This window comes from Streptomyces zaomyceticus (genome assembly GCF_014656215.1).
Taxonomy (GTDB): Bacteria; Actinomycetota; Actinomycetes; order Streptomycetales; family Streptomycetaceae; genus Streptomyces; species Streptomyces zaomyceticus.
Genome location: NZ_BNBZ01000007.1, coordinates 87,537 through 109,533, shown reverse-complemented (window position 1 = coordinate 109,533; position 21,997 = coordinate 87,537). Strand labels below are relative to the sequence as shown.

The 21,997-nt window shown below is 68.7% G+C and carries 19 protein-coding genes and 1 tRNA gene; 10 read left to right on the top strand and 10 right to left on the bottom strand.

Annotation, left to right across the window (positions count from 1 at the left end; all coding sequences use genetic code 11):
• Nucleotides 1–97: 97 nt before the first annotated feature.
• Nucleotides 98–1,324, bottom strand: a complete 1,227-nt coding sequence (locus IE311_RS12295) for a pyridoxal phosphate-dependent aminotransferase (protein WP_189831657.1) — start codon at nucleotides 1,322–1,324, stop codon at nucleotides 98–100.
• 207 nt (nucleotides 1,325–1,531) lie between these two features.
• Between IE311_RS12295 and IE311_RS12290 the strand changes: the two genes are divergently transcribed.
• The 10 genes from IE311_RS12290 to IE311_RS12245 all read left to right on the top strand — a co-directional run bounded on the left by IE311_RS12290 (nucleotide 1,532) and on the right by IE311_RS12245 (nucleotide 14,589).
• A tRNA-Trp gene (locus tag IE311_RS12290) sits at nucleotides 1,532–1,604 on the top strand.
• 103 nt (nucleotides 1,605–1,707) lie between these two features.
• A complete protein-coding gene (gene secE, locus IE311_RS12285) occupies nucleotides 1,708–1,995 on the top strand; it encodes a preprotein translocase subunit SecE (protein WP_189831656.1) in 288 nt (95 codons plus the stop codon).
• Nucleotides 1,996–2,039: 44 nt separating this feature from the next.
• Nucleotides 2,040–2,936, top strand: coding sequence for a transcription termination/antitermination protein NusG (nusG, locus tag IE311_RS12280; RefSeq protein WP_189831655.1), 897 nt, complete (start codon nucleotides 2,040–2,042; stop codon nucleotides 2,934–2,936).
• 158 nt (nucleotides 2,937–3,094) lie between these two features.
• Nucleotides 3,095–3,529, top strand: coding sequence for a 50S ribosomal protein L11 (gene rplK / locus IE311_RS12275; protein ID WP_030318720.1), 435 nt, complete (start codon nucleotides 3,095–3,097; stop codon nucleotides 3,527–3,529).
• Between the two features lie 78 nt (nucleotides 3,530–3,607).
• Entirely contained in the window at nucleotides 3,608–4,336 is a 729-nt protein-coding gene (rplA, locus tag IE311_RS12270; protein WP_189831654.1) for a 50S ribosomal protein L1, read from the top strand.
• Nucleotides 4,337–4,448: 112 nt separating this feature from the next.
• Nucleotides 4,449–5,279, top strand: coding sequence for a hypothetical protein (locus IE311_RS12265; RefSeq protein WP_189831653.1), 831 nt, complete (start codon nucleotides 4,449–4,451; stop codon nucleotides 5,277–5,279).
• Between the two features lie 248 nt (nucleotides 5,280–5,527).
• Entirely contained in the window at nucleotides 5,528–6,055 is a 528-nt protein-coding gene (gene rplJ / locus IE311_RS12260) for a 50S ribosomal protein L10 (RefSeq protein WP_189831652.1), read from the top strand.
• Between the two features lie 109 nt (nucleotides 6,056–6,164).
• The gene (gene rplL, locus IE311_RS12255) at nucleotides 6,165–6,548 is read left to right on the top strand and encodes a 50S ribosomal protein L7/L12 (protein ID WP_189831651.1); all 384 of its coding nucleotides are present in this window, start codon (nucleotides 6,165–6,167) and stop codon (nucleotides 6,546–6,548) included.
• 549 nt (nucleotides 6,549–7,097) lie between these two features.
• Complete coding sequence (gene rpoB / locus IE311_RS12250) at nucleotides 7,098–10,580, top strand: DNA-directed RNA polymerase subunit beta (RefSeq protein ID WP_189831650.1); 3,483 nt, start codon at nucleotides 7,098–7,100, stop codon at nucleotides 10,578–10,580.
• Nucleotides 10,581–10,689: 109 nt separating this feature from the next.
• On the top strand, nucleotides 10,690–14,589 hold the full coding sequence (locus IE311_RS12245; protein ID WP_073910763.1) for a DNA-directed RNA polymerase subunit beta': 3,900 nt from the start codon (nucleotides 10,690–10,692) through the stop codon (nucleotides 14,587–14,589).
• Nucleotides 14,590–14,656: 67 nt separating this feature from the next.
• Here IE311_RS12245 and IE311_RS12240 read toward each other — a convergent pair whose 3' ends face one another.
• From IE311_RS12240 to IE311_RS12200, 9 genes are all read right to left on the bottom strand, one after another.
• Nucleotides 14,657–14,920 (bottom strand): hypothetical protein, encoded by a 264-nt coding sequence (locus tag IE311_RS12240; protein ID WP_189831649.1) that lies wholly within the window; start codon nucleotides 14,918–14,920, stop codon nucleotides 14,657–14,659.
• Nucleotides 14,907–15,146, bottom strand: a complete 240-nt coding sequence (locus tag IE311_RS12235; protein ID WP_189831648.1) for a hypothetical protein — start codon at nucleotides 15,144–15,146, stop codon at nucleotides 14,907–14,909. Before IE311_RS12235 ends, IE311_RS12240 begins: the two co-directional genes overlap by 14 nt.
• A gap of 78 nt (nucleotides 15,147–15,224) precedes the next feature.
• Entirely contained in the window at nucleotides 15,225–16,136 is a 912-nt protein-coding gene (locus IE311_RS12230; RefSeq protein WP_189831647.1) for a peptidoglycan-binding protein, read from the bottom strand.
• An 87-nt stretch (nucleotides 16,137–16,223) separates the two neighbouring features.
• On the bottom strand, nucleotides 16,224–16,625 hold the full coding sequence (locus IE311_RS12225; protein WP_189831646.1) for an ATP-binding protein: 402 nt from the start codon (nucleotides 16,623–16,625) through the stop codon (nucleotides 16,224–16,226).
• 34 nt (nucleotides 16,626–16,659) lie between these two features.
• On the bottom strand, nucleotides 16,660–17,241 hold the full coding sequence (locus IE311_RS12220; RefSeq protein WP_189831645.1) for a hypothetical protein: 582 nt from the start codon (nucleotides 17,239–17,241) through the stop codon (nucleotides 16,660–16,662).
• Nucleotides 17,241–18,359, bottom strand: coding sequence for a hypothetical protein (locus tag IE311_RS12215; protein WP_189831644.1), 1,119 nt, complete (start codon nucleotides 18,357–18,359; stop codon nucleotides 17,241–17,243). Before IE311_RS12215 ends, IE311_RS12220 begins: the two co-directional genes overlap by 1 nt.
• 13 nt (nucleotides 18,360–18,372) lie before the next feature.
• Complete coding sequence (locus tag IE311_RS37080; protein WP_189831643.1) at nucleotides 18,373–19,509, bottom strand: hypothetical protein; 1,137 nt, start codon at nucleotides 19,507–19,509, stop codon at nucleotides 18,373–18,375.
• 32 nt (nucleotides 19,510–19,541) lie between these two features.
• Nucleotides 19,542–20,732 carry a hypothetical protein gene (locus tag IE311_RS12205; protein WP_189831642.1) on the bottom strand — a complete coding sequence of 397 codons (1,191 nt, stop codon included), beginning with the start codon at nucleotides 20,730–20,732 and terminating at the stop codon, nucleotides 19,542–19,544.
• 49 nt (nucleotides 20,733–20,781) lie between these two features.
• Complete coding sequence (locus IE311_RS12200; RefSeq protein ID WP_189831641.1) at nucleotides 20,782–21,975, bottom strand: hypothetical protein; 1,194 nt, start codon at nucleotides 21,973–21,975, stop codon at nucleotides 20,782–20,784.
• Nucleotides 21,976–21,997 lie beyond the last annotated feature (22 nt).

The following is a 21,997-nucleotide window of genomic DNA, read 5'->3' as shown; positions in this document are numbered from 1 at the left end:
CCCCGATCGGGACCTTGCTAGAACGCAAGAACGGGCCCCCGGTTCCGGAGAACCGGGGGCCCGTCACCAGCTCGCGATGTCGCTGGGGTGGTCCCGATCAGGCCTTCGCCTCGGCGAGCAGCTTCTGGATCCGGGACACGCCCTCCACCAGGTCCTCGTCACCCAGCGCGTACGACAGCCGCAGGTAGCCCGGCGTGCCGAAGGCCTCGCCGGGGACGACCGCGACCTCGGCCTCGTCCAGGATCAGGGCGGCCAGCTCGACCGAGTCCTGCGGGCGCTTGCCGCGGATCTCCTTGCCGAGCAGCCCCTTCACCGAGGGGTACACGTAGAACGCGCCCTCCGGCGTCGGGCAGTACACGCCCTCGATCTCGTTGAGCATCCGGACGATCGTCTGACGGCGACGGTCGAAGGCGGTGCGCATCTCCGCGACGGCGTCCAGGTTGCCCGAGACGGCGGCCAGGGCGGCGATCTGCGCGACGTTGCTCACGTTGGACGTGGCGTGCGACTGCAGGTTCGTCGCGGCCTTCACGACGTCCTTCGGGCCCACGATCCACCCGACGCGCCAGCCCGTCATCGCGTAGGTCTTGGCCACACCGTTGACCACGATGCACTTGTCGCGCAGCTCGGGGACGAGGGTGGGCAGCGAGGTGAACTTCGCGTCGCCGTAGACGAGGTGCTCGTAGATCTCGTCGGTGAGGACCCACAGGCCGTGCTCGACGGCCCAGCGGCCGATCGCCTCGACGTCGGCCTCGGGGTACACCGCACCGGTCGGGTTGGACGGGGAGACGAAGAGGACGACCTTGGTCCGCTCCGTCCGGGCCGCCTCGAGCTGCTCCACCGAGACCCGGTAGCCGGTGGTCTCGTCGGCCACGACCTCCACCGGGACACCGCCCGCGAGGCGGATCGACTCGGGGTACGTCGTCCAGTACGGCGCCGGGACGATGACCTCGTCGCCCGGGTCGAGGATGGCGGCGAACGCCTCGTAGATCGCCTGCTTGCCGCCGTTGGTCACCAGGACCTGGGAGGCGTCGACCTCGTAACCGGAGTCGCGCAGCGTCTTGGCGGCGATCGCGTTCTTCAGCTCCGGCAGGCCGCCGGCCGGCGTGTAGCGGTGGAACTTCGGGTTCTTGCAGGCCTCGATGGCCGCTTCGACGATGTAGTCCGGGGTCGGGAAGTCGGGCTCACCCGCGCCGAAACCGATCACCGGGCGCCCGGCGGCCTTGAGGGCCTTGGCCTTGGCGTCGACGGCGAGGGTGGCGGACTCGGAGATCGCACCGATGCGGGCGGAGACCCGACGCTCGGTGGGAGGGGTAGCAGCGCTCATGCGGCCCATCGTCCCAGACCGCTTCAAGGCCCGGCACACAGGTTTCACGGACCGGACAGGAACGGTCATTCCCGGTCGTACGCGCGTCCGGGGGCGGGTCCGTCGTGGTTTCTGTTCGACGCGGGGCCCTCTGACCACGTATGCTCACTCCTCGTTGGCCCGCACCGACCACATCTCACGATGCGGTACGTTGAGGGACACCAACAAAGGGTCGTAGCTCAATTGGTAGAGCACCGGTCTCCAAAACCGGCGGTTGGGGGTTCAAGTCCCTCCGGCCCTGCTACACACACCGCCAGGTGTTGTGCGCATGTACGTACTTCATTGCACCGCCGTGCGGCTCCACCCGGGCGCGGCACGGCCGACCCGGAATCAGGTGAGAGATCGTGACGGACGCCGTAGGCTCCATCGACATGCCTGATGCCGATGACGAGGCCTCCGACTCGAAGAAGAAGTCCCGCAAGGGCGGCAAGCGCGGAAAGAAGGGCCCCCTGGGCCGTCTCGCGCTCTTCTACCGACAGATCGTCGCCGAGCTCCGCAAGGTCGTCTGGCCCACGCGCAGCCAGCTTTCGACGTACACCACCGTGGTGATTGTCTTCGTCGTCATCATGATCGGCCTTGTCACCGTGATTGACTATGGCTTCCAGGAAGCAGTCAAGTACGTCTTCGGCTGACTTTTTGTTCCACCCCATCTGTATCGCAGGAAGAAGCAGCCACCGTGTCTGACGCGAACCTGAACGACGCCTTCGAGTCCGAGTCCGTCGAGGACGAGCTGGACATCGTCGAGGCCGCCGACGAGGACCAGGCCGACGCTGCTGACGACGCTGCCGGCGAGGCCGCCGAGGAAGCCGCTCTCGAGGTCGAGGACGAGGACCAGGGCGAGCCGGAGACCGACGAGGACGAGGACGTCGCCGAGGGCGACGAGGACGAGTCCGTCGAGGACGAGGTCGAGGACGCCGAGGAAGAGACCGAGGAGGAGGCCGAGCCGGCCGCCCCGGTCGACCCGGTCGCCGCGCTCCGTGAGGAGCTGCGCACCCTGCCCGGCGAGTGGTACGTCATCCACACCTACGCGGGCTACGAGAAGCGCGTCAAGGCGAACCTCGAGCAGCGTGCCGTCTCGCTCAACGTCGAGGACTTCATCTACCAGGCCGAGGTCCCCGAGGAAGAGATCGTCCAGATCAAGGGCGGCGAGCGGAAGAACGTCAAGCAGAACAAGCTTCCCGGCTACGTTCTCGTCCGCATGGACCTGACGAACGAGTCCTGGGGCGTCGTCCGCAACACCCCCGGCGTCACCGGCTTCGTGGGCAACGCCTACGACCCGTACCCGCTGACCCTGGACGAGATCGTCAAGATGCTCGCCCCGGAGGCCGAGGAGAAGGCCGCCCGCGAGGCCGCCGAGGCCGAGGGCAAGCCGGCTCCGGCCCGCAAGCTGGAGGTCCAGGTCCTGGACTTCGAGGTCGGCGACTCGGTCACCGTCACCGACGGCCCCTTCGCCACCCTCCAGGCGACGATCAACGAGATCAACCCCGACTCGAAGAAGGTCAAGGGCCTCGTCGAGATCTTCGGTCGCGAGACCCCGGTCGAGCTCAGCTTCGACCAGATCCAGAAGAACTGATCCCATAGTTTTCCGACCAGGTCAGAGTGGCTCTCGCAGCCGCTCTGACCTGGTCGGTTTTTGGCCGCAGCGCTATACCCGTTATCGTGGTGCGGTATGCCTGCATCCGGATGACCGGATGGCGGGCTGAACACTCTCACTAGGACCCGGAGAGAGCAATGCCTCCCAAGAAGAAGAAGGTCACGGGGCTTATCAAGCTCCAGATCAACGCCGGTGCGGCCAACCCGGCCCCGCCGGTCGGCCCCGCGCTGGGTCAGCACGGCGTCAACATCATGGAGTTCTGCAAGGCCTACAACGCCGCGACCGAGTCGCAGCGTGGCATGGTCGTGCCGGTGGAGATCACGGTCTACGAAGACCGTTCCTTCACCTTCATCACCAAGACTCCGCCGGCCGCCAAGCTGATCCTCAAGGCCGCTGGTGTGGACAAGGGCTCCGGCGAGCCGCACAAGACCAAGGTCGCCAAGCTCACGGCTGCCCAGGTCCGCGAGATCGCCACGGTCAAGCTCCCCGACCTGAACGCCAACGACCTGGACGCCGCGTCCAAGATCATCGCTGGCACCGCCCGTTCCATGGGCATCACGGTCGAGGGCTGATCACCCCCCTCGTGACCTAGTGGTAGGGCCAGCGCCGGCCCGCACCACGACTCCACACCTGAACCAACAGGAGAAGCAGTGAAGCGCAGCAAGACCCTCCGCGCAGCGGACGCCAAGATCGACAGCGAGAAGCTCTACGCTCCTCTCGAGGCCGTCCGTCTCGCCAAGGACACCTCCAGCACGAAGTTCGACGGCACCGTCGAGGTCGCCTTCCGCCTGGGCGTCGACCCGCGCAAGGCCGACCAGATGGTCCGCGGCACCGTGAACCTCCCGCACGGCACCGGCAAGACCGCCCGGGTCCTGGTCTTCGCGACCGGTGACCGTGCCGAGGCCGCGATCGCCGCTGGCGCCGACATCGTCGGCTCCGACGAGCTCATCGACGAGATCTCCAAGGGCAACCGCCTGAACGAGTTCGACGCCGTTGTGGCCACCCCGGACCTCATGGGCAAGGTCGGCCGCCTCGGCCGCGTCCTCGGCCCGCGTGGTCTCATGCCGAACCCCAAGGTCGGCACCGTCACCCCCGATGTCGCCAAGGCTGTCAACGACATCAAGGGCGGCAAGATCGAGTTCCGCGTCGACAAGCACTCGAACCTGCACTTCATCATCGGCAAGGTCTCTTTCGATGACACGAAGCTGGTCGAGAACTACGCCGCGGCGCTCGAGGAGATCCTCCGTCTGAAGCCGTCCGCCGCCAAGGGTCGCTACATCAAGAAGGCGACCATCACGACGACGATGGGCCCCGGCATCCCGCTGGACTCCAACCGCACCCGCAACCTCCTCGTCGAGGAGGACCCGGCCGCGGTCTGAGCCCCACAGGCTCGCTGAGTGGTCAACCGGCCCCGCACCTCTTCCGAGGTGCGGGGCCGGTTTCTTGTTACGGTCCGGGGGACGGAGATCGTCGATCAAGAGTGGGGACGACATGAGCAGGTCCGCGTGGAAGCGCGCCGTGGTGGCCCTGGCGGCCGCGGCCCTCGTGACGGGGGTCGCGGGATGCCAGGACGCCGGCACGGGGACGAAGTCCTCCGGCGCCTCCGCCACGGCGAAGCCGGGGACGCAGAGTCCGGAGCAGGCCGCGGAGGCCGTCCGGGCCGCCTACGCCAAGGCTTCGGGGGCGAAGAGCGCCAGGGTCGAGATGCGGCTCGAGGTGGCGGGCGGCACGGCGCCCGGCAGCAGCACGTTCACCGGCGTCCAGGCGTGGGGCCCGCAGGCCGCCGAACTGAAGGTCTCCGACTCCTCGTACCTGGCCGACATCCCCGGCGCACCCGTCGAGACGCGCATGGTCACGACCGGCGGCGCCACCTACGTGGACCTGGGCGCGGACCTGACCGCGCAGACGGGCGGCAAGCGCTGGCTGAAGGCGCAGGCCGAGGGCGTCGCCGCGGGGGACGAGCTGATGCTCCAGCTGACCGGCGGCCTGGCCGCCGTGAACATGGACCTGCCCAAGGAGCTCGGCCTGCTCGCCGGGTCGTCGGGCGTCGAGCACCTCGGACCCGCGAAGGGCGGCGACGCCGAGGCGGAGGTGTACCGGGGGAAGCTCCCCGACGGCCGGGGCATGGAGGTCTGGATCGGCCCGGACGGGTATCCGGTGAAGAGCGTCGTCCGTACGGAGGCCGGCGAGTCCGTCACGTCGCTCACCACGAAGTACGCGGACTACGGCGCCGAGGCCGGCTTCCGGGCGCCGCCCGCCGAGGACACCGTCGACTTCGTGGAACTGCTGAAGAAGTTCCTGGCCGGGGGCGGTCAGGCCTGATTTGCCCCCGGGCGCGTCGGTCGCGTACTCTTCCGAGGAAGCCAAAGACCGCTGGTCGTCACTGTGCCGTCAAGGTGCGGTGGCCGAAGGATTCGCTGAGACGCGAACGACCCGCGCAGGTGATTGTGGATGAGTTCCCGGATCCTTGTGATGCGGTTGAGCTGAGCCCCGAGCGCCTGCGCCGGGGCGTTTTGTTTTGTCAGTCCCTTCTGAGCGGTCCTCATCACCCGGAAGGAGGCCGACGCTCTATGGCAAGGCCCGACAAGGCTGCCGCGGTAGCCGAGCTTGAGGACCAGTTCCGCAGCTCGAACGCCGCCGTGCTGACCGAGTACCGGGGTCTCACCGTCGCGCAGCTCAAGACGCTGCGTCGTTCGCTCGGTGAGAACGCCCAGTACGCCGTGGTGAAGAACACGCTGACCAAGATTGCGGCCAACCAGGCCGGGATCACCGCGCTGGACGAGCACTTCGCTGGTCCGACCGCGGTCGCCTTCATCACCGGTGACCCGGTGGAGTCGGCGAAGAGCCTGCGTGACTTCGCCAAGGACAACCCGAACCTCATCATCAAGGGCGGTGTCCTTGATGGTAAGGCGCTCTCCGCCGATGAGATCAAGAAGCTCGCGGACCTCGAGTCCCGCGAGGTTCTGCTCAGCAAGCTGGCCGGCGCGTTCAAGGGCAAGCAGTCTCAGGCTGCCTCGCTCTTCCAGGCGCTGCCGTCGAAGTTCGTCCGCACCGCGGAGGCGCTTCGCGTCAAGCTCGCCGAGGGCGGTGCCGAGTAATTCGGCTCGCGTCATGATCTGCGCCGCCTAGGCGCAGGTCGTAGCGGGCCGTAACGCCCGCCTCTCTATACATCCGGCACTTGCCGAATTAGTGGAAGGATCGCCCATCATGGCGAAGCTCTCTCAGGACGACCTCCTCGCCCAGTTCGAGGAGATGACCCTCATCGAGCTCTCCGAGTTCGTGAAGGCCTTCGAGGAGAAGTTCGACGTCACCGCCGCCGCGGCCGTCGCCGTTGCCGGCCCCGCCGCCGGTGGCCCGGCCGCCGAGGCCGAGGCCGAGCAGGACGAGTTCGACGTCATCCTCGAGGGTGCCGGCGACAAGAAGATCCAGGTCATCAAGGTCGTGCGCGAGCTCACCTCCCTGGGCCTCAAGGAGGCCAAGGACCTCGTCGACGGCACCCCGAAGCCGGTCCTCGAGAAGGTCGCGAAGGAGGCCGCCGAGAAGGCTGCCGAGTCCCTCAAGGCCGCCGGCGCCTCCGTCACGGTCAAGTAAGACCGTTTCGAGTCGCTGAAGCTGACTCCCGCCCCCGTGTAACGCGAGGGCACCGAAAGGCGATCACCCATGTGGGTGGTCGCCTTTCGGCGTTCCCCGGGAAGGGCGTGGCGGGGGGCCCGAGGGCCGCCGGAAGCGGAGTATGGTGATCTTCGCCGTGCGCCCCGCAGACCGGGGGGCCTTGACGAACCGCACGCAGCGCGCAATTCTCAGGACGCGTCGTCACAACGATCCGTTTCCGAGGCATGGATCGACGACTGAACGGGCAGTATCGAGGTGCGCCGCACGGCGCGAGGTACCGCGGAGTTGAGAGCAACGAGGGTCGCGAATTATTCGCCCTGGACATCAGTGAGCCAAGTGGCTACACTGACCCTTTGCGCTGCCTGTTAGCTGCCCCCTGCCCGTCACCAGGGGCATACCTTCGCATCCGCTTCGTGGACCGACCCCGTCTGATCTGGCCTTTTGGTCATCTCAGGAAAAGTCTGCCGTGAAGCGCTGCAGGGGACCGGTACGCGCGTAGTGAGTCCGAGCCCTCGGAAGGACCCCCTCTTGGCCGCCTCGCGCAACGCCTCGACCAATACGAACAACGGCGCAAGCACCGCCCCGCTGCGCATCTCCTTTGCAAAGATCCGGGAGCCCCTCGAGGTTCCGAACCTCCTCGCGCTGCAGACCGAGAGCTTCGACTGGCTGCTCGGCAACGCCGCCTGGAAGGCTCGCGTCGAGGCTGCTCTCGAGTCGGGACAGGACGTCCCCAGGAAGTCCGGTCTGGAGGAGATCTTCGAGGAGATCTCCCCGATCGAGGACTTCTCCGGGTCGATGTCGCTGACCTTCCGCGACCACCGCTTCGAGCCGCCGAAGAACTCGATCGACGAGTGCAAGGACCGTGACTTCACGTACGGCGCCCCGCTCTTCGTCACCGCCGAGTTCACCAACAACGAGACCGGCGAGATCAAGTCCCAGACGGTCTTCATGGGCGACTTCCCGCTCATGACGAACAAGGGCACCTTCGTCATCAACGGCACCGAGCGTGTCGTGGTGTCGCAGCTGGTCCGTTCGCCGGGTGTCTACTTCGACTCCTCCATCGACAAGACGTCCGACAAGGACATCTTCTCCGCCAAGATCATCCCGTCCCGGGGTGCCTGGCTGGAGATGGAGATCGACAAGCGCGACCTGGTCGGTGTCCGCATCGACCGCAAGCGCAAGCAGTCCGTCACCGTCCTCCTCAAGGCTCTCGGCTGGACCACCGAGCAGATCCTCCAGGAGTTCGGCGAGTACGAGTCCATGCGCGCCACCCTGGAGAAGGACCACACCCAGGGCCAGGACGACGCGCTGCTCGACATCTACCGCAAGCTGCGTCCGGGCGAGCCGCCGACCCGCGAGGCCGCTCAGACGCTGCTCGAGAACCTCTACTTCAACCCGAAGCGCTACGACCTCGCGAAGGTCGGCCGCTACAAGGTGAACAAGAAGCTCGGCGCCGACGAGCCGCTGGACGCCGGCGTGCTCACCACCGACGACGTCATCGCCACGATCAAGTACCTGGTGAAGCTCCACGCGGGCGAGACCGAGACGATCGGCGAGAACGGCAACGAGATCGTCGTCGAGACCGACGACATCGACCACTTCGGCAACCGTCGTCTGCGCAACGTCGGCGAGCTCATCCAGAACCAGGTCCGCACGGGTCTGGCTCGTATGGAGCGCGTCGTGCGTGAGCGCATGACCACCCAGGACGTCGAGGCGATCACGCCGCAGACCCTGATCAACATCCGGCCGGTCGTCGCCTCCATCAAGGAGTTCTTCGGCACCAGCCAGCTGTCGCAGTTCATGGACCAGAACAACCCGCTGTCGGGTCTGACGCACAAGCGTCGTCTCTCGGCGCTGGGTCCCGGTGGTCTGTCCCGTGAGCGGGCCGGCTTCGAGGTCCGAGACGTGCACCCGTCCCACTACGGACGCATGTGCCCGATCGAGACCCCCGAAGGCCCGAACATCGGTCTGATCGGTTCGCTCGCCTCGTACGGCCGCGTCAACGCGTTCGGCTTCATCGAGACGCCGTACCGCAAGGTCGTCGACGGCCAGGTCACCGACGAGGTCGACTACGTCACCGCCGACGAGGAAGACCGCTTCGTCATCGCGCAGGCCAACGCCGCGCTCAACGACGACATGCAGCTCACCGAGAACCGCGTTCTGGTGCGTAAGCGTGGCGGCGAGGTCGACTACGTCCTGCCGGCCGAGGTCGACTACATGGACGTCTCGCCGCGCCAGATGGTGTCGGTCGCGACCGCCATGATCCCGTTCCTCGAGCACGACGACGCCAACCGTGCCCTCATGGGCGCGAACATGATGCGTCAGGCGGTGCCGCTGATTAAGTCGGAGGCCCCGCTCGTCGGCACCGGCATGGAGTACCGCTGCGCCACCGACGCCGGCGACGTGCTCAAGGCCGAGAAGGACGGTGTCGTCCAGGAGCTCTCCGCGGACTACGTCACCGTCGCCAACGACGACGGCACGTACATCACGTACCGCCTGCACAAGTTCTCGCGCTCCAACCAGGGCACCTCTGTGAACCAGAAGGTCGTCGTGGACGAGGGCGACCGCGTCATCGAGGGCCAGGTCCTCGCCGACGGTCCCGCCACCGAAGACGGCGAGATGGCGCTCGGCAAGAACCTGCTCGTGGCGTTCATGCCGTGGGAGGGTCACAACTACGAGGACGCGATCATCCTGTCGCAGCGCCTCGTGCAGGACGACGTCCTCTCCTCGATCCACATCGAGGAGCACGAGGTCGACGCCCGTGACACCAAGCTCGGCCCGGAGGAGATCACCCGGGACATCCCGAACGTCTCCGAGGAGGTCCTCGCGGACCTCGACGAGCGCGGCATCATCCGTATCGGTGCCGAGGTCGTCGCCGGCGACATCCTCGTCGGCAAGGTCACGCCCAAGGGTGAGACCGAGCTGACCCCGGAGGAGCGTCTGCTCCGCGCGATCTTCGGTGAGAAGGCGCGTGAGGTCCGTGACACCTCGCTGAAGGTGCCGCACGGCGAGATCGGCAAGATCATCGGCGTGCGCGTCTTCGACCGCGAGGAGGGCGACGAGCTTCCCCCGGGCGTGAACCAGCTGGTCCGCGTCTACGTCGCCCAGAAGCGCAAGATCACCGATGGTGACAAGCTCGCCGGCCGTCACGGCAACAAGGGCGTCATCTCGAAGATCCTGCCGATCGAGGACATGCCGTTCCTGGAGGACGGCACCCCGGTCGACATCATCCTCAACCCGCTGGGTGTCCCGTCCCGAATGAACCCGGGACAGGTCCTGGAGATCCACCTCGGCTGGCTCGCCAGCCGCGGCTGGGACGTCTCCGGTCTCGCGGACGAGTGGGCGCAGCGCCTCCAGGCCATCGGCGCCGACCAGGTCGCCCCGGGCACCAACGTCGCCACCCCCGTCTTCGACGGTGCGCGTGAGGACGAGCTCGCGGGTCTGCTGAACCACACCATCCCGAACCGCGACGGCGAGCGCATGGTGCTCCCGACCGGTAAGGCGAGGCTGTTCGACGGCCGCTCCGGCGAGCCGTTCCCGGACCCGATCTCCGTCGGGTACATGTACATCCTCAAGCTGCACCACCTGGTCGACGACAAGCTCCACGCGCGTTCGACCGGCCCGTACTCGATGATCACCCAGCAGCCGCTGGGTGGTAAGGCCCAGTTCGGTGGCCAGCGCTTCGGTGAGATGGAGGTGTGGGCGCTGGAGGCATACGGCGCCGCGTACGCCCTCCAGGAGCTGCTGACGATCAAGTCCGACGACGTGACCGGCCGCGTGAAGGTCTACGAGGCCATCGTCAAGGGCGAGAACATCCCTGAGCCCGGCATCCCCGAGTCCTTCAAGGTGCTCATCAAGGAGATGCAGTCCCTGTGCCTCAACGTGGAGGTGCTGTCCTCGGACGGCATGTCCATCGAGATGCGCGACACCGACGAGGACGTCTTCCGCGCAGCGGAGGAGCTCGGCATCGACCTGTCCCGGCGCGAGCCGAGCAGCGTCGAAGAGGTCTGACGGGAGTTCGGTCGGGGGCTCGGCGATTTCACCGCTGAGTCCCCGGCCGGCCCCAGGACCCCCGTATCAGACCCCTAAGCCTTACAACCCTGAGAGGGATTGACGCATAGTGCTCGACGTCAACTTCTTCGACGAGCTCCGGATCGGTCTGGCCACCGCTGACGACATCCGTCAGTGGAGCCACGGCGAGGTCAAGAAGCCGGAGACCATCAACTACCGCACGCTCAAGCCCGAGAAGGACGGACTCTTCTGCGAGAAGATCTTCGGTCCGACCCGGGACTGGGAGTGCTACTGCGGCAAGTACAAGCGTGTCCGCTTCAAGGGCATCATCTGTGAGCGGTGTGGCGTCGAGGTCACCCGCGCGAAGGTGCGCCGTGAGCGGATGGGCCACATCGAGCTCGCCGCTCCCGTCACCCACATCTGGTACTTCAAGGGCGTCCCGTCGCGCCTCGGATACCTGCTCGACCTCGCCCCGAAGGACCTCGAGAAGGTCATCTACTTCGCGGCGTACATGATCACGTACGTCGACGACGAGCGTCGTACGCGTGACCTGCCCTCGCTGGAGGCGCACGTCTCCGTCGAGCGTCAGCAGATCGAGAACCGTCGCGACTCCGACCTGGAGGCCCGCGCCAAGAAGCTCGAGAACGACCTCGGCGAGCTCGAGGCCGAGGGCGCCAAGGCCGACGTGCGCCGCAAGGTGCGCGAGGGTGCCGAGCGCGAGATGAAGCAGCTGCGCGACCGTGCGCAGCGCGAGATCGACCGTCTGGACGAGGTCTGGTCGCGCTTCAAGAACCTCAAGGTCCAGGACCTGGAGGGCGACGAGCTCCTCTACCGCGAGCTGCGTGACCGCTTCGGCACGTACTTCGACGGTTCGATGGGTGCCGCGGCGCTGCAGAAGCGTCTCGAGTCCTTCGACCTGGAGGAGGAGGCCGAGCGCCTCCGCGAGATCATCCGTACCGGCAAGGGCCAGAAGAAGACCCGTGCGCTCAAGCGCCTCAAGGTCGTCTCCGCGTTCCTGCAGACCGCGAACAGCCCCAAGGGCATGGTTCTCGACTGCGTGCCGGTCATCCCGCCGGACCTGCGTCCGATGGTGCAGCTGGACGGTGGCCGCTTCGCGACCTCCGACCTGAACGACCTGTACCGCCGCGTGATCAACCGCAACAACCGTCTGAAGCGTCTGCTCGACCTCGGTGCCCCCGAGATCATCGTGAACAACGAGAAGCGGATGCTCCAGGAGGCGGTCGACGCCCTCTTCGACAACGGCCGTCGTGGTCGCCCGGTCACGGGCCCCGGCAACCGTCCGCTGAAGTCCCTCAGCGACATGCTGAAGGGTAAGCAGGGTCGTTTCCGTCAGAACCTGCTCGGCAAGCGTGTGGACTACTCCGCGCGTTCCGTCATCGTCGTCGGTCCGCAGCTGAAGCTGCACCAGTGCGGTCTGCCCAAGGCCATGGCGCTGGAGCTCTTCAAGCCGTTCGTGATGAAGCGCCTGGTCGACCTGAACCACGCGCAGAACATCAAGAGCGCCAAGCGGATGGTCGAGCGCGGCCGCACGGTCGTGTACGACGTCCTCGAAGAGGTCATCGCCGAGCACCCGGTTCTGCTGAACCGTGCGCCCACGCTGCACCGCCTCGGCATCCAGGCCTTCGAGCCCCAGCTGGTCGAGGGCAAGGCCATCCAGATCCACCCGCTCGTCTGCACCGCGTTCAACGCGGACTTCGACGGTGACCAGATGGCCGTGCACCTGCCGCTCTCCGCGGAGGCGCAGGCCGAGGCCCGCATCCTGATGCTGTCCTCGAACAACATCCTGAAGCCCGCCGACGGCCGTCCGGTCACGATGCCGACCCAGGACATGGTCCTCGGTCTGTTCTTCCTGACCACCGACGGTGAGCTCCGTGACACCAAGGGCGAGGGCCGCGCGTTCGGCTCCACGGCCGAGGCGATCATGGCGTTCGACGCCGGCGAGCTCGCTCTGCAGTCGCAGATCGACATCCGCTTCCCGGTCGGCACCGTCGCTCCCCGTGGCTGGGTTCCCCCGGTCGCCGAGGAGGGCGAGCCGGAGTGGCAGCAGGGTGACTCGTTCCGTCTGCGGACGTCGCTGGGCCGCGCGCTCTTCAACGAGCTGCTGCCCGAGGACTACCCCTTCGTCGACTACTCCGTCGGCAAGAAGCAGCTCTCCGAGATCGTCAACGACCTCGCCGAGCGGTACCCCAAGGTCATCGTGGCGGCGACGCTCGACAACCTGAAGGCGTCCGGCTTCTACTGGGCGACCCGTTCCGGCGTCACCGTGGCCATCTCCGACGTCGTCGTGCCCGAGGCCAAGAAGGCCATCGTCAAGGGCTACGAGGAGCAGGACGAGAAGGTCCAGAAGCAGTACGAGCGCGGTCTCATCACCAAGGAAGAGCGCACTCAGGAGCTCATCGCGATCTGGACCAAGGCGACCAACGAGGTTGCCGAGGCGATGAACGCGAACTTCCCGAAGACGAACCCCATCTTCATGATGGTTGACTCGGGTGCCCGAGGAAACATGATGCAGATGCGTCAGATCGCCGGTATGCGTGGTCTGGTGTCGAACGCCAAGAACGAGACGATCCCGCGTCCCATCAAGGCGTCCTTCCGTGAGGGCCTCACCGTTCTGGAGTACTTCATCTCCACGCACGGTGCCCGTAAGGGTCTGGCGGACACCGCCCTGCGTACCGCCGACTCGGGTTACCTGACCCGTCGTCTGGTGGACGTCTCGCAGGACGTGATCATCCGCGAGGAGGACTGTGGCACCGAGCGCGGTCTGAAGCTGCGGATCGCCGAGCGCGGCGCCGACAACGTGCTGCGCAAGACGGACGACGTCGAGACCTCCGTGTACGCGCGGATGCTCGCCGAGGACGTCGTCGTCGACGGCAAGGTCATCGCGCCTGCCAACGTCGACCTGGGTGACGTGCTCATCGACGCCCTCGTGGGCGCCGGCGTGGAGGAGGTCAAGACCCGCTCGGTCCTGACCTGTGAGTCCGCCGTCGGTACCTGTGCGTTCTGCTACGGCCGTTCGCTGGCCACCGGCAAGCTGGTCGACATCGGTGAGGCGGTCGGCATCATCGCCGCCCAGTCCATCGGTGAGCCCGGTACCCAGCTGACGATGCGTACCTTCCACACCGGTGGTGTGGCCGGTGACGACATCACCCAGGGTCTGCCCCGTGTCGTCGAGCTCTTCGAGGCTCGTCAGCCCAAGGGTGTCGCCCCGATCTCGGAGGCGGCCGGCCGCGTCCGTATCGAGGAGACCGAGAAGACCAAGAAGATCGTCGTCACCCCGGACGACGGCACCGACGAGACGGCGTTCCCGATCTCGAAGCGTGCCCGTCTGCTCGTGGGCGAGGGCGACCACGTCGAGGTGGGCCAGAAGCTCACCGTGGGTGCCACCAACCCGCACGACGTGCTGCGGATCCTCGGTCAGCGCGCGGTCCAGGTCCACCTGGTCGCCGAGGTCCAGAAGGTCTACAACTCGCAGGGTGTGTCGATCCACGACAAGCACATCGAGATCATCATCCGGCAGATGCTGCGCCGTGTGACGATCATCGAGTCCGGCGACGCGGAGCTGCTGCCGGGCGAGCTCGTCGAGCGCTCGAAGTTCGAGACCGAGAACCGTCGTGTGGTCACCGAGGGCGGTCACCCCGCCTCCGGCCGTCCGCAGCTGATGGGTATCACCAAGGCCTCGCTGGCGACGGAATCCTGGCTGTCGGCCGCCTCCTTCCAGGAGACGACCCGAGTCCTGACGGATGCGGCGATCAACGCCAAGTCCGACAGCCTCATCGGCCTCAAGGAGAACGTCATCATCGGTAAGCTCATCCCGGCCGGTACGGGTCTGTCCCGCTACCGCAACATCCGGGTCGAGCCGACCGAGGAGGCCAAGGCCGCGATGTACTCGGCCGTCGGCTACGACGACATCGACTACTCGCCGTTCGGCTCGGGCTCCGGCCAGGCCGTTCCGCTGGAGGACTACGACTACGGTCCGTACAACCAGTAAGCGAGTCGCTTGACCGAAGGGCGGTCACCCCGATGGGGTGGCCGCCCTTCGGCGTGTCCGGCCGTCGTCAGCGGGCGGCCAGTTCCCAGACCGCGACGAGCACGCCGGCGCTCGCGGCCAGTGCGGCGATGCTGGTCAGCGGCCAGCGGGCGCGTTCCAGCGCGTCGAGGCGGGCCTCGTGGTCGGCGAGCTGCTTGTCGGTCTGGTCGCTGCGCTGCACGAGCAGCGCGAGCGAGCCGTCGACCCGGGCGAAGCCCGCCTCCAGGGTGCCGCGCAGCCGTTCCAGTTCGAGGGCGACGGCCACGGGGTCGTTCGGATCAGGATCGGTCATCGGCGCCGCCTTCGGCCGGGGTGCTGCGGAGCCAGGACGGCAGCAGGTTCTGCACCGCGTCGAGGGCCATCACCCGGGTGAGACCGCCGGCGACGGCCAGGGCTCCGGCGACCCAGGGGAGGGTCTCGGGGAGGCCGGAGGCGTCGACGATCGCGGGGAGCACGACGGCGATGCCGACGGCGGACTGGAGGACGGTGCGGGCCGTGCGCTTGGCGGCATCGGACATCGGAACTTCTCCCTTCCTGCGGGGGGTGTGGGGTACGGGCCCGGGCCCGAGGCGGGTTACGGGCCCGGGCCCCTTCGGTCACTTCGTGTGCGGGACCTTGAGCGCGCTCCACGACGCGGCACCGGGGACGCCGTCGGCGTCGGAGCCGCGGAAGCCGAGCTTGCGCTGCCACTTCGCGTAGCTGAGCCGGTCGGCCTCCCCCCAGCGGGGGCCCGGGCCGACGGTGTACGCGGAGCAGCCCTCGGCGACGAGACGGCGGCCCATGGCCGTGATGACCGGGGAGCTCGTCTCCTTGCGGAAGAACGAGGTGCCCGGGAACGGCTGGAGACGGGGCGGGGCCGGCTTGCCACTGCCGGCGGTGTTCTTGGCGGGGGCCTTGCCCAGCCGGGTCTGGATCCTTCCGCGGAGGGTCGGCATGCCGAAACCCTTGGGGTCGCTCTTCCAGTCGGACCACTCCAGGTGGCCGATGACGGACTTGGCGCCCCAGCCGTGGGCCCGGCACAGGGCGGCGGAGACCCGCTCGATCGCGTCGAGCTGTTCGGCCGGCCACGGGTCGGTGCCGTTGCCGAGGTTGACGCACTCGAAGCCGTAGAAGCGGGAGTTCCCGTCGACGGCGCCGGGGCTGCCCTGGTGGACGCGCGGGGCCGGCGGCCGGTCCCCGTACGTCTCGGTGATCACGGCCTGGAGGACGGACGGGTCGCCGCCGCCGGCGTGGTTGGCGCGGCCGTTGCCGACGAGGTGGACGGAGCCGTCCTTGGCGATGACGCCGTGGCAGAGCGGGCCCGGCAGGCCCTCGTAGCCGTTGAAGCAGAGCTCGACGGAGGAGGCGGTGCCGGTACTGACGGTGTGGTGGATCATCACGCCGGTGACCGGGCCCCAGGCGCCGGTGTGGTTGCGGTTGCGGGAGCGCCAGCCGGGGTGTTCGACGACGGTGACGCCTTCGGCGCGGAGCGCGGCGACGAGCCGGTCCGCGGAGAGGGGAGTGGCCATCTGGTGTCCTCCGGACATGAAAAAGGCCCGCACGGAGGGCGGGCGGCGTACGGGGTGGGCGGGGGAGCGGTCTCCCCGGTGCCGGGGCTACGGGGCGGGCGTGGGCTCCGGTGCCGGCTCGGGCTCCGGGGGCGGGGCCCAGGTGGCGCAGAGCGAGGCGTAGGACGCCCGGCGGTTCTCGAAGTCGGCGAGCGCGGCGGCGACGGCCCGCTGGACGGCGGTCGGGTCGGGCACGGCGGGGACGCCGTCCTTCGCCTCGACGACCGCCAGGCCGAAGCCGCGCAGGGTGGCGTCACCCGCGCCGGCCCTGGCGAACTCCGCGCTGACGTGCACCGACGGGTACTCGCCGGTGATCGGGTCCCGCTCCAGGTAGTGGCCGAGGCCGTTGTCGTAGACGCGTACGGAGAGGGTGTGGCCGTTCTCGTCGACGGAGGCGCGCCCGGCGTAGTCGATGACCACGCCCCAGGGCTGGGTGGGGTCGATGTTCATGGTGTGCTCCTCGTGGGCCGCGCGGGGCGGGTCGTCAGGACTGGGTGCCGTACATGCTGACGGGCTGGGCGTACACCGTGCCGCTCGCGCTGGTGACCACGGCGTGGATCTCGACGGTCATGACCTTGCCGAACTTGGTCGCCACACCGCCCGGCAGCAGACCGGTGTGGTCGAAGGTCTGGCCCGCGGTGACGGTGGGGCCGAACTGCTGGCCGTCGACCATGACCTTCACCTGACCGGTCGCCCCGCTGGACACCTTCGTGTACATCGCCAGTCGCATCTTGGGCTGCCAGACCGGATTGAAGGACTGGGCGATGGGGGTGAAGGACGTGCTCGTGGTGGACGGCCACTTCGCCTCCTTCAGGTGGTCCACCGGAGGCATCAGCTGCAGCCACGGCCTGGCGAGGCCACCGGTCGTGATGTCGTCGGCGAACACCTCGTGGCTGTAGCCGTCGAAGATCCGCAGGACCGGCTTGGCCGGGGTGGGGGTGGAGGCGGTCGGGACGGGCCGGATCTCGTTGAGGGGCGGACGGGTGTTGACCGCGGTGGACAGGGCCTGGATGCGGCGCTCCATCTGGATCAGGCGGTCGATGATGTCCTCGGGCAGCAGGGCCATCAGGCCTCCTCAAGGGCGAGTTCGGCGGTGTCGGGTCGGCCTCGCTCGGCCGGCCGGACCTTGACGCCGACGATGCGGTAGCGGGCGTCGAGGCCCGTCGGGTGCCATTCGTCGGTGATGCGGACGCGGGCGGTGCGGCCGAGGAGCGCCGGGGGGACGATCCCGCCGAGCCGGATGCTGATCTCGGGGATCTGCACATGGCCCGAGGCCTCGTCGACGGCGGCCTGGGCGAGCGAGTTCAGCGTGGCCCTGTCGCTGACGTCGTTGTGGTCCGAGGACAGGTCGAGCTGCGGCCAGAGGTCCGGGAGCGGCTTCGTCGGTGTCTTGGGGTCGGACACGGTCGGCCGGGACTCGGTGCCGGCGTTGCTGTTGGTCGAGGCGCCGCGGGCCAGGGCCACGGTGCCGCCGCGGGTGGCGTCGTCCGGAAGGGAGTACGACAGGATCGTGCCGGGCCGGTCGAAGATCATGTCGGTGGCGCCGGTACGGATCTTGGGCGAGCCGAGCCGGAGCTGGCGGATCCGCCCGCCGTCGCCCGGGTCGCGGTAGACGAGGATCTGGTACTCGAAGCCGTTCTCCTGGGCGCCGAGCTGGTCGAGCGCCTCCTGGTAGACGGTCTCGTCGCCGGACCGCCAGGAGGCCGTCCGCGGCACGCCGGACTCCTCCGTCTCGTCGCCGACGTCGATCCTGCTCATGCCCAGGCCGTCCGACAGGTCCGACCAGAGGGCGCGGGCGATGGTGAACTGGTCGGCCGGCGGGTCGACGAACCGGGTCTCGAACCGGTCCGTGCGGATGCGCCGCCGGCCCGCGTAGGAGTCGAAGGTGGAGGCCTGAATGCCCAGGGTCACCACGCCTCGGTCGCTGGACTGCAGGTTGGTGGTCCAGACGATGCCGCCCCACCACAGGTCCCCGCCGCGTTCCAGGTAGACCGTGGTGCGGCCCGGCTTGATCTTGTGGGCCCGCTCGGCGATGGCCCGGTCGGGGACGGGGACCGTGCCGGACAGGGAGCCGGCCCGGCCGATGTAGTCCTCGAACGAGACGTCCCGCAGCGGCAGGATGTCGAGGGTCGTGTCGCTCACGAGGTCGCAGAAGATGGCCCGGTAGGGCGTGTCGAGTGCCATGGGACAACCTCCCTCAGAGGACGTAGGTCGCGGAGATGCGGATGTTCCGGCCGGCGACGAGGGCGCCGTTGGACGACCAGGTGCGCAGGTTGATCTGCCCGCCGGCCGAGATGTAGGCGCCGCCGCTGCCGAAGCCGTCGCAGGCGGAGGCCTCGTAGTCGAAGGCCGGGCGCCATCCGGCGGGCAGGGTGCACAGCGGCTCGTCGGCGATGTTGCCGGCGCTCTCGGCGTTGACCTGGGCTCCGTTGCGGGTGACGGTGACGAGGACGGTCGCGAGGCCGCGGGAGCGTCGGGCGGAGAAGGACACCACCGTCCAGTTGGCCAGCGGGGTCACACCGCTCGACGTGGTCTCCACCTCCACCGGCGGCTGGTAGTTGGCCCAGGAGTTGCCGTTCCAGCGCTGGAGGACGCCGTTGTTCTCGCGGAACTGGCCGGTGTAGCCGCCGGTGGAGATCGTGCCGCCGGGGGCGATGCCGCCGATCTCCTTCGGGTAGGCCACCCAGCCGTTGCCGTCCCAGCGCTGGAGGTAGTGGGCGTTGTCGTTGTCCTGGTACTGACCGGGGTAGGAACCGGGCACACCCGCGTTGTTGTAGACGGGCAGGATGCCGCCCGCGCCGACGAGGGTGGTCCGCAGATCGGTGACGGCCCCGCCCGCCCAGGCGATGCCGCCGGTGCCGGCCGAGGCCGACTTCTCCACCCTGACCGAGAAGAGGGGCAGGGAGAGCGCCGGTGCGTCCGGGGCGGAGGGCTGTGCCTTCGGCGCGCCCTTGACGATCTCCAGGGCGGCTTCGCTCCTGGTCGAGTTGTCGGACTCGTCGTCGTACACGCGCAGGACGACGAGGTCGACGCGCGGGTTGAGCGGATCGCCGTCGCCGAAGGTGAGGACGGTGTCCGCGTCGAGGGTGACGGGGTAGGCGCCCTGGGCGTTCGTGCCCTGGACGACGGCGCGGCCGGCGTAGACGGTCGCGCTCATGGGGCCGCTGCCACTCATCCAGAGGCCGCCGACCCGGTACTTGCCGTCGATCGTGCCGGGCAGGATGCCGGACCGCGAGGCGAGCGGGTTGGCCGGCGTGGTGGCGCCGAGGGCGGTGAGGCGGGTGGCGACTCGGGTCTGCCCGGTCGGCTGGAGCCAGCCGCTGCGCAGTGCCATGGTGTTTCTCCTGTCGAATGGGTGGATCCGGGCTACGGCAGCGGGTCGACCCTGATGAAGGTGTTGTCGTAGCCGGCCTTGAGGGCGGGGGTGGCGGGGACGACCCGGAAGAAGGCCGTGAGGGTGTACGTCGCGCCCGCGGTCAGGCCGGACTGGCGGGTCGAGGTGGCCACCGAGACCATGTTCTGGCTGGCGGCGAGCGCCGCGTAGTCGTCCTCGAGGTCGGCGATGACCGTGGAGCCCTGGGTGAGCCTGAGCGCCATGAACGCGTAGTGGTCGGGGCTCGTCGACCTCAGCTTCGCGCCGAAGCTGATGACGACCGCCTTCGACGGCGGGGCGACGAAGGAGAGCGTGAGCGGGTTGGTGATGCGGCCCGCGAGCGTGGAGGTGTAGGTGGTCGACGTGGTGTCGCCGTAGTCGCGGTTGTCGACGAAGTACGGGCCCGCCACGACCGGGACCCAGGTGGAACCGTCCCAGCGCTGGAGCTTGCCGGTCGTCGAGTCGCGGTACTGGCCCGTGTAGCTCGCCGGCGTGGTGGACGCGGAGGACGGGACGATGCCGCCGAGCGCCGACGGGTACGAGACCCAGGCGCCGCCGTCCCAGCGCTGGAGCGCGCCGCTCGCGTCCTGGTACTGGCCGGGGTAGGCGCCCGGCAGGGACGCGCCCTCGACCGGGAGGATGCCGCCGAGGGCGACGACCGGGGTGCGCAGGTCCTTGAGCGCGCTGTCCCAGGGGATGCCGCCGTTGCCCGCGCTGGCACCGGCGGGGACGGTCACCTCGTACAGCGGGAGGCAGCGCGGCGGGACGACCGGGGTCTTCGGGTTCTGCTCGGCCGCGCCCTGGATGATCTCGATCGTGGCCTCGGTGCGCGTCCCGCCGTCGTACAGCTTGTCGTAGATCTTCAGGACGAGCAGGTCGACGCGGTTGTACAGGGCGTTGCCCGGGGCGAAGGTCACGACCTCGGAGGCCGGCAGGGTCACCGGGAAGACGCCCTGGGAGATCTCGCCCTGGATGACGGCCCGGCCCTCGGAGACGGTCGCCGACATGGCGGCGGAGCCGAAGGTCCAGAAGCCGGAGAGCCGGTACTGGCCGCCGTACGAGCCGGGCAGGACGCCGGAACGGACCTGGACGGGGTTGGTCATGGTGGTGACACCGGTCTGGGTGAGCCGGGTGTCCTCGCGGGTCTGGCCGGTCTCGGCGACCCAACTGCTGCGCAGGTTCATGGGGTTTCTCCGTTCGGGGAGTCGAGGGACGGTTCGGCGGTCGGGGGCGTCAGGACTTGACCCATTCGGCGGTGAGGCTGCAGGCGTAGCCCGAGCCGCCGAGGGTCTTGATCGCCGCGCTGTGGTTGTGGAAGCCGGCGAGCTGGAGGGTCTCGCCCGCGACGAGCCGGACCAGGCCGCCACCGCCGACGGAGATGGCGCCGTTGCCGGCGGGGGTGAGCCAGGTCAGCCGGGCCTGTCCGACGCCGCCGACCACGACACGGGCGCCGCGCATGCCGGTCTGGGCGTCGTTGGCCCAGGTGGCGTGCGCGGAGATCCGCCACCAGCCGGTACGCGGGACGATGTAGGTGGTGTTCGAGGTCCAGCCGGCGGCGTCGTCGACCTCGACGGTGGGCAGGTTGAGCACGGTCCAGGTGTTGGGTGCGACGCTCTGCGCCTGGGCCGTCTGCCACTGCGTGGCGCTGAACAGCAGGGTCGAGGCGCCCTGGACGTACTGCCAGGCGGTACCGTTCCAGCGCTGCAGTCCGCCGTTGTTGTCCCGGTACTGGCCGGTGTAGCCGCCGGCGGCCGTGCCGCTCGGGGCGATGCCGCCGATGGGCTTGGGGTACGAGACCCAGGTCGTGCCGTCCCAGCGCTGGAGGAGCCCAGCGGTGTCCCGGTACTGGCCGACGTAGGCGCCCTTGAAGCCGCTGGCGGGCAGGATGCCGCCGAGTGCGACGACCGGCCAGTGCATGGTGGTGACGGCGGTGGTCCACGCGATTCCGCCGGTGCCCGCCGAGGCGCCCTTCGGCACCCGGATCGTGTAGAGCGGGATCGTGCTGCCCGGCCCGGTCTGCGGGACGGTGGGCGTGGCCTGGGGGGTGCCCTTGACGAGCCGTACGACCGCCTCGGTGGCGCCCGACCGGTCGTAGGTGTCGTCCATCACGGACAGTTCGATCAGGTCGATCCGGTCGTACTGCGGGTCGCCGTCCTCGATCGTGAAGCTCTCCGGCGCGGTGGCGGCGACGAGGTAGGCGCCCTGGGCGGTGTCGTTGCCCTGGACGATCGCGCGACCGGTGCCGATGGTGGCCTGCATGGGCGAGCCGCCGGTCAGCGCGAATCCGCCCGGCACGATGCCCGCGCGGGAGCGCAGGGGGGTCTCGTCGGCACTCTGGCCGCTGGGCGTGAGCAGGGCGGCGAGGGTGAGGCGGGTGTCCTCGCGGGTCTGGCCGGTGGACGGGAGCCAAGCGGCGCGTACGGTCATGGGTTCACCTCTCCGGAAGGGG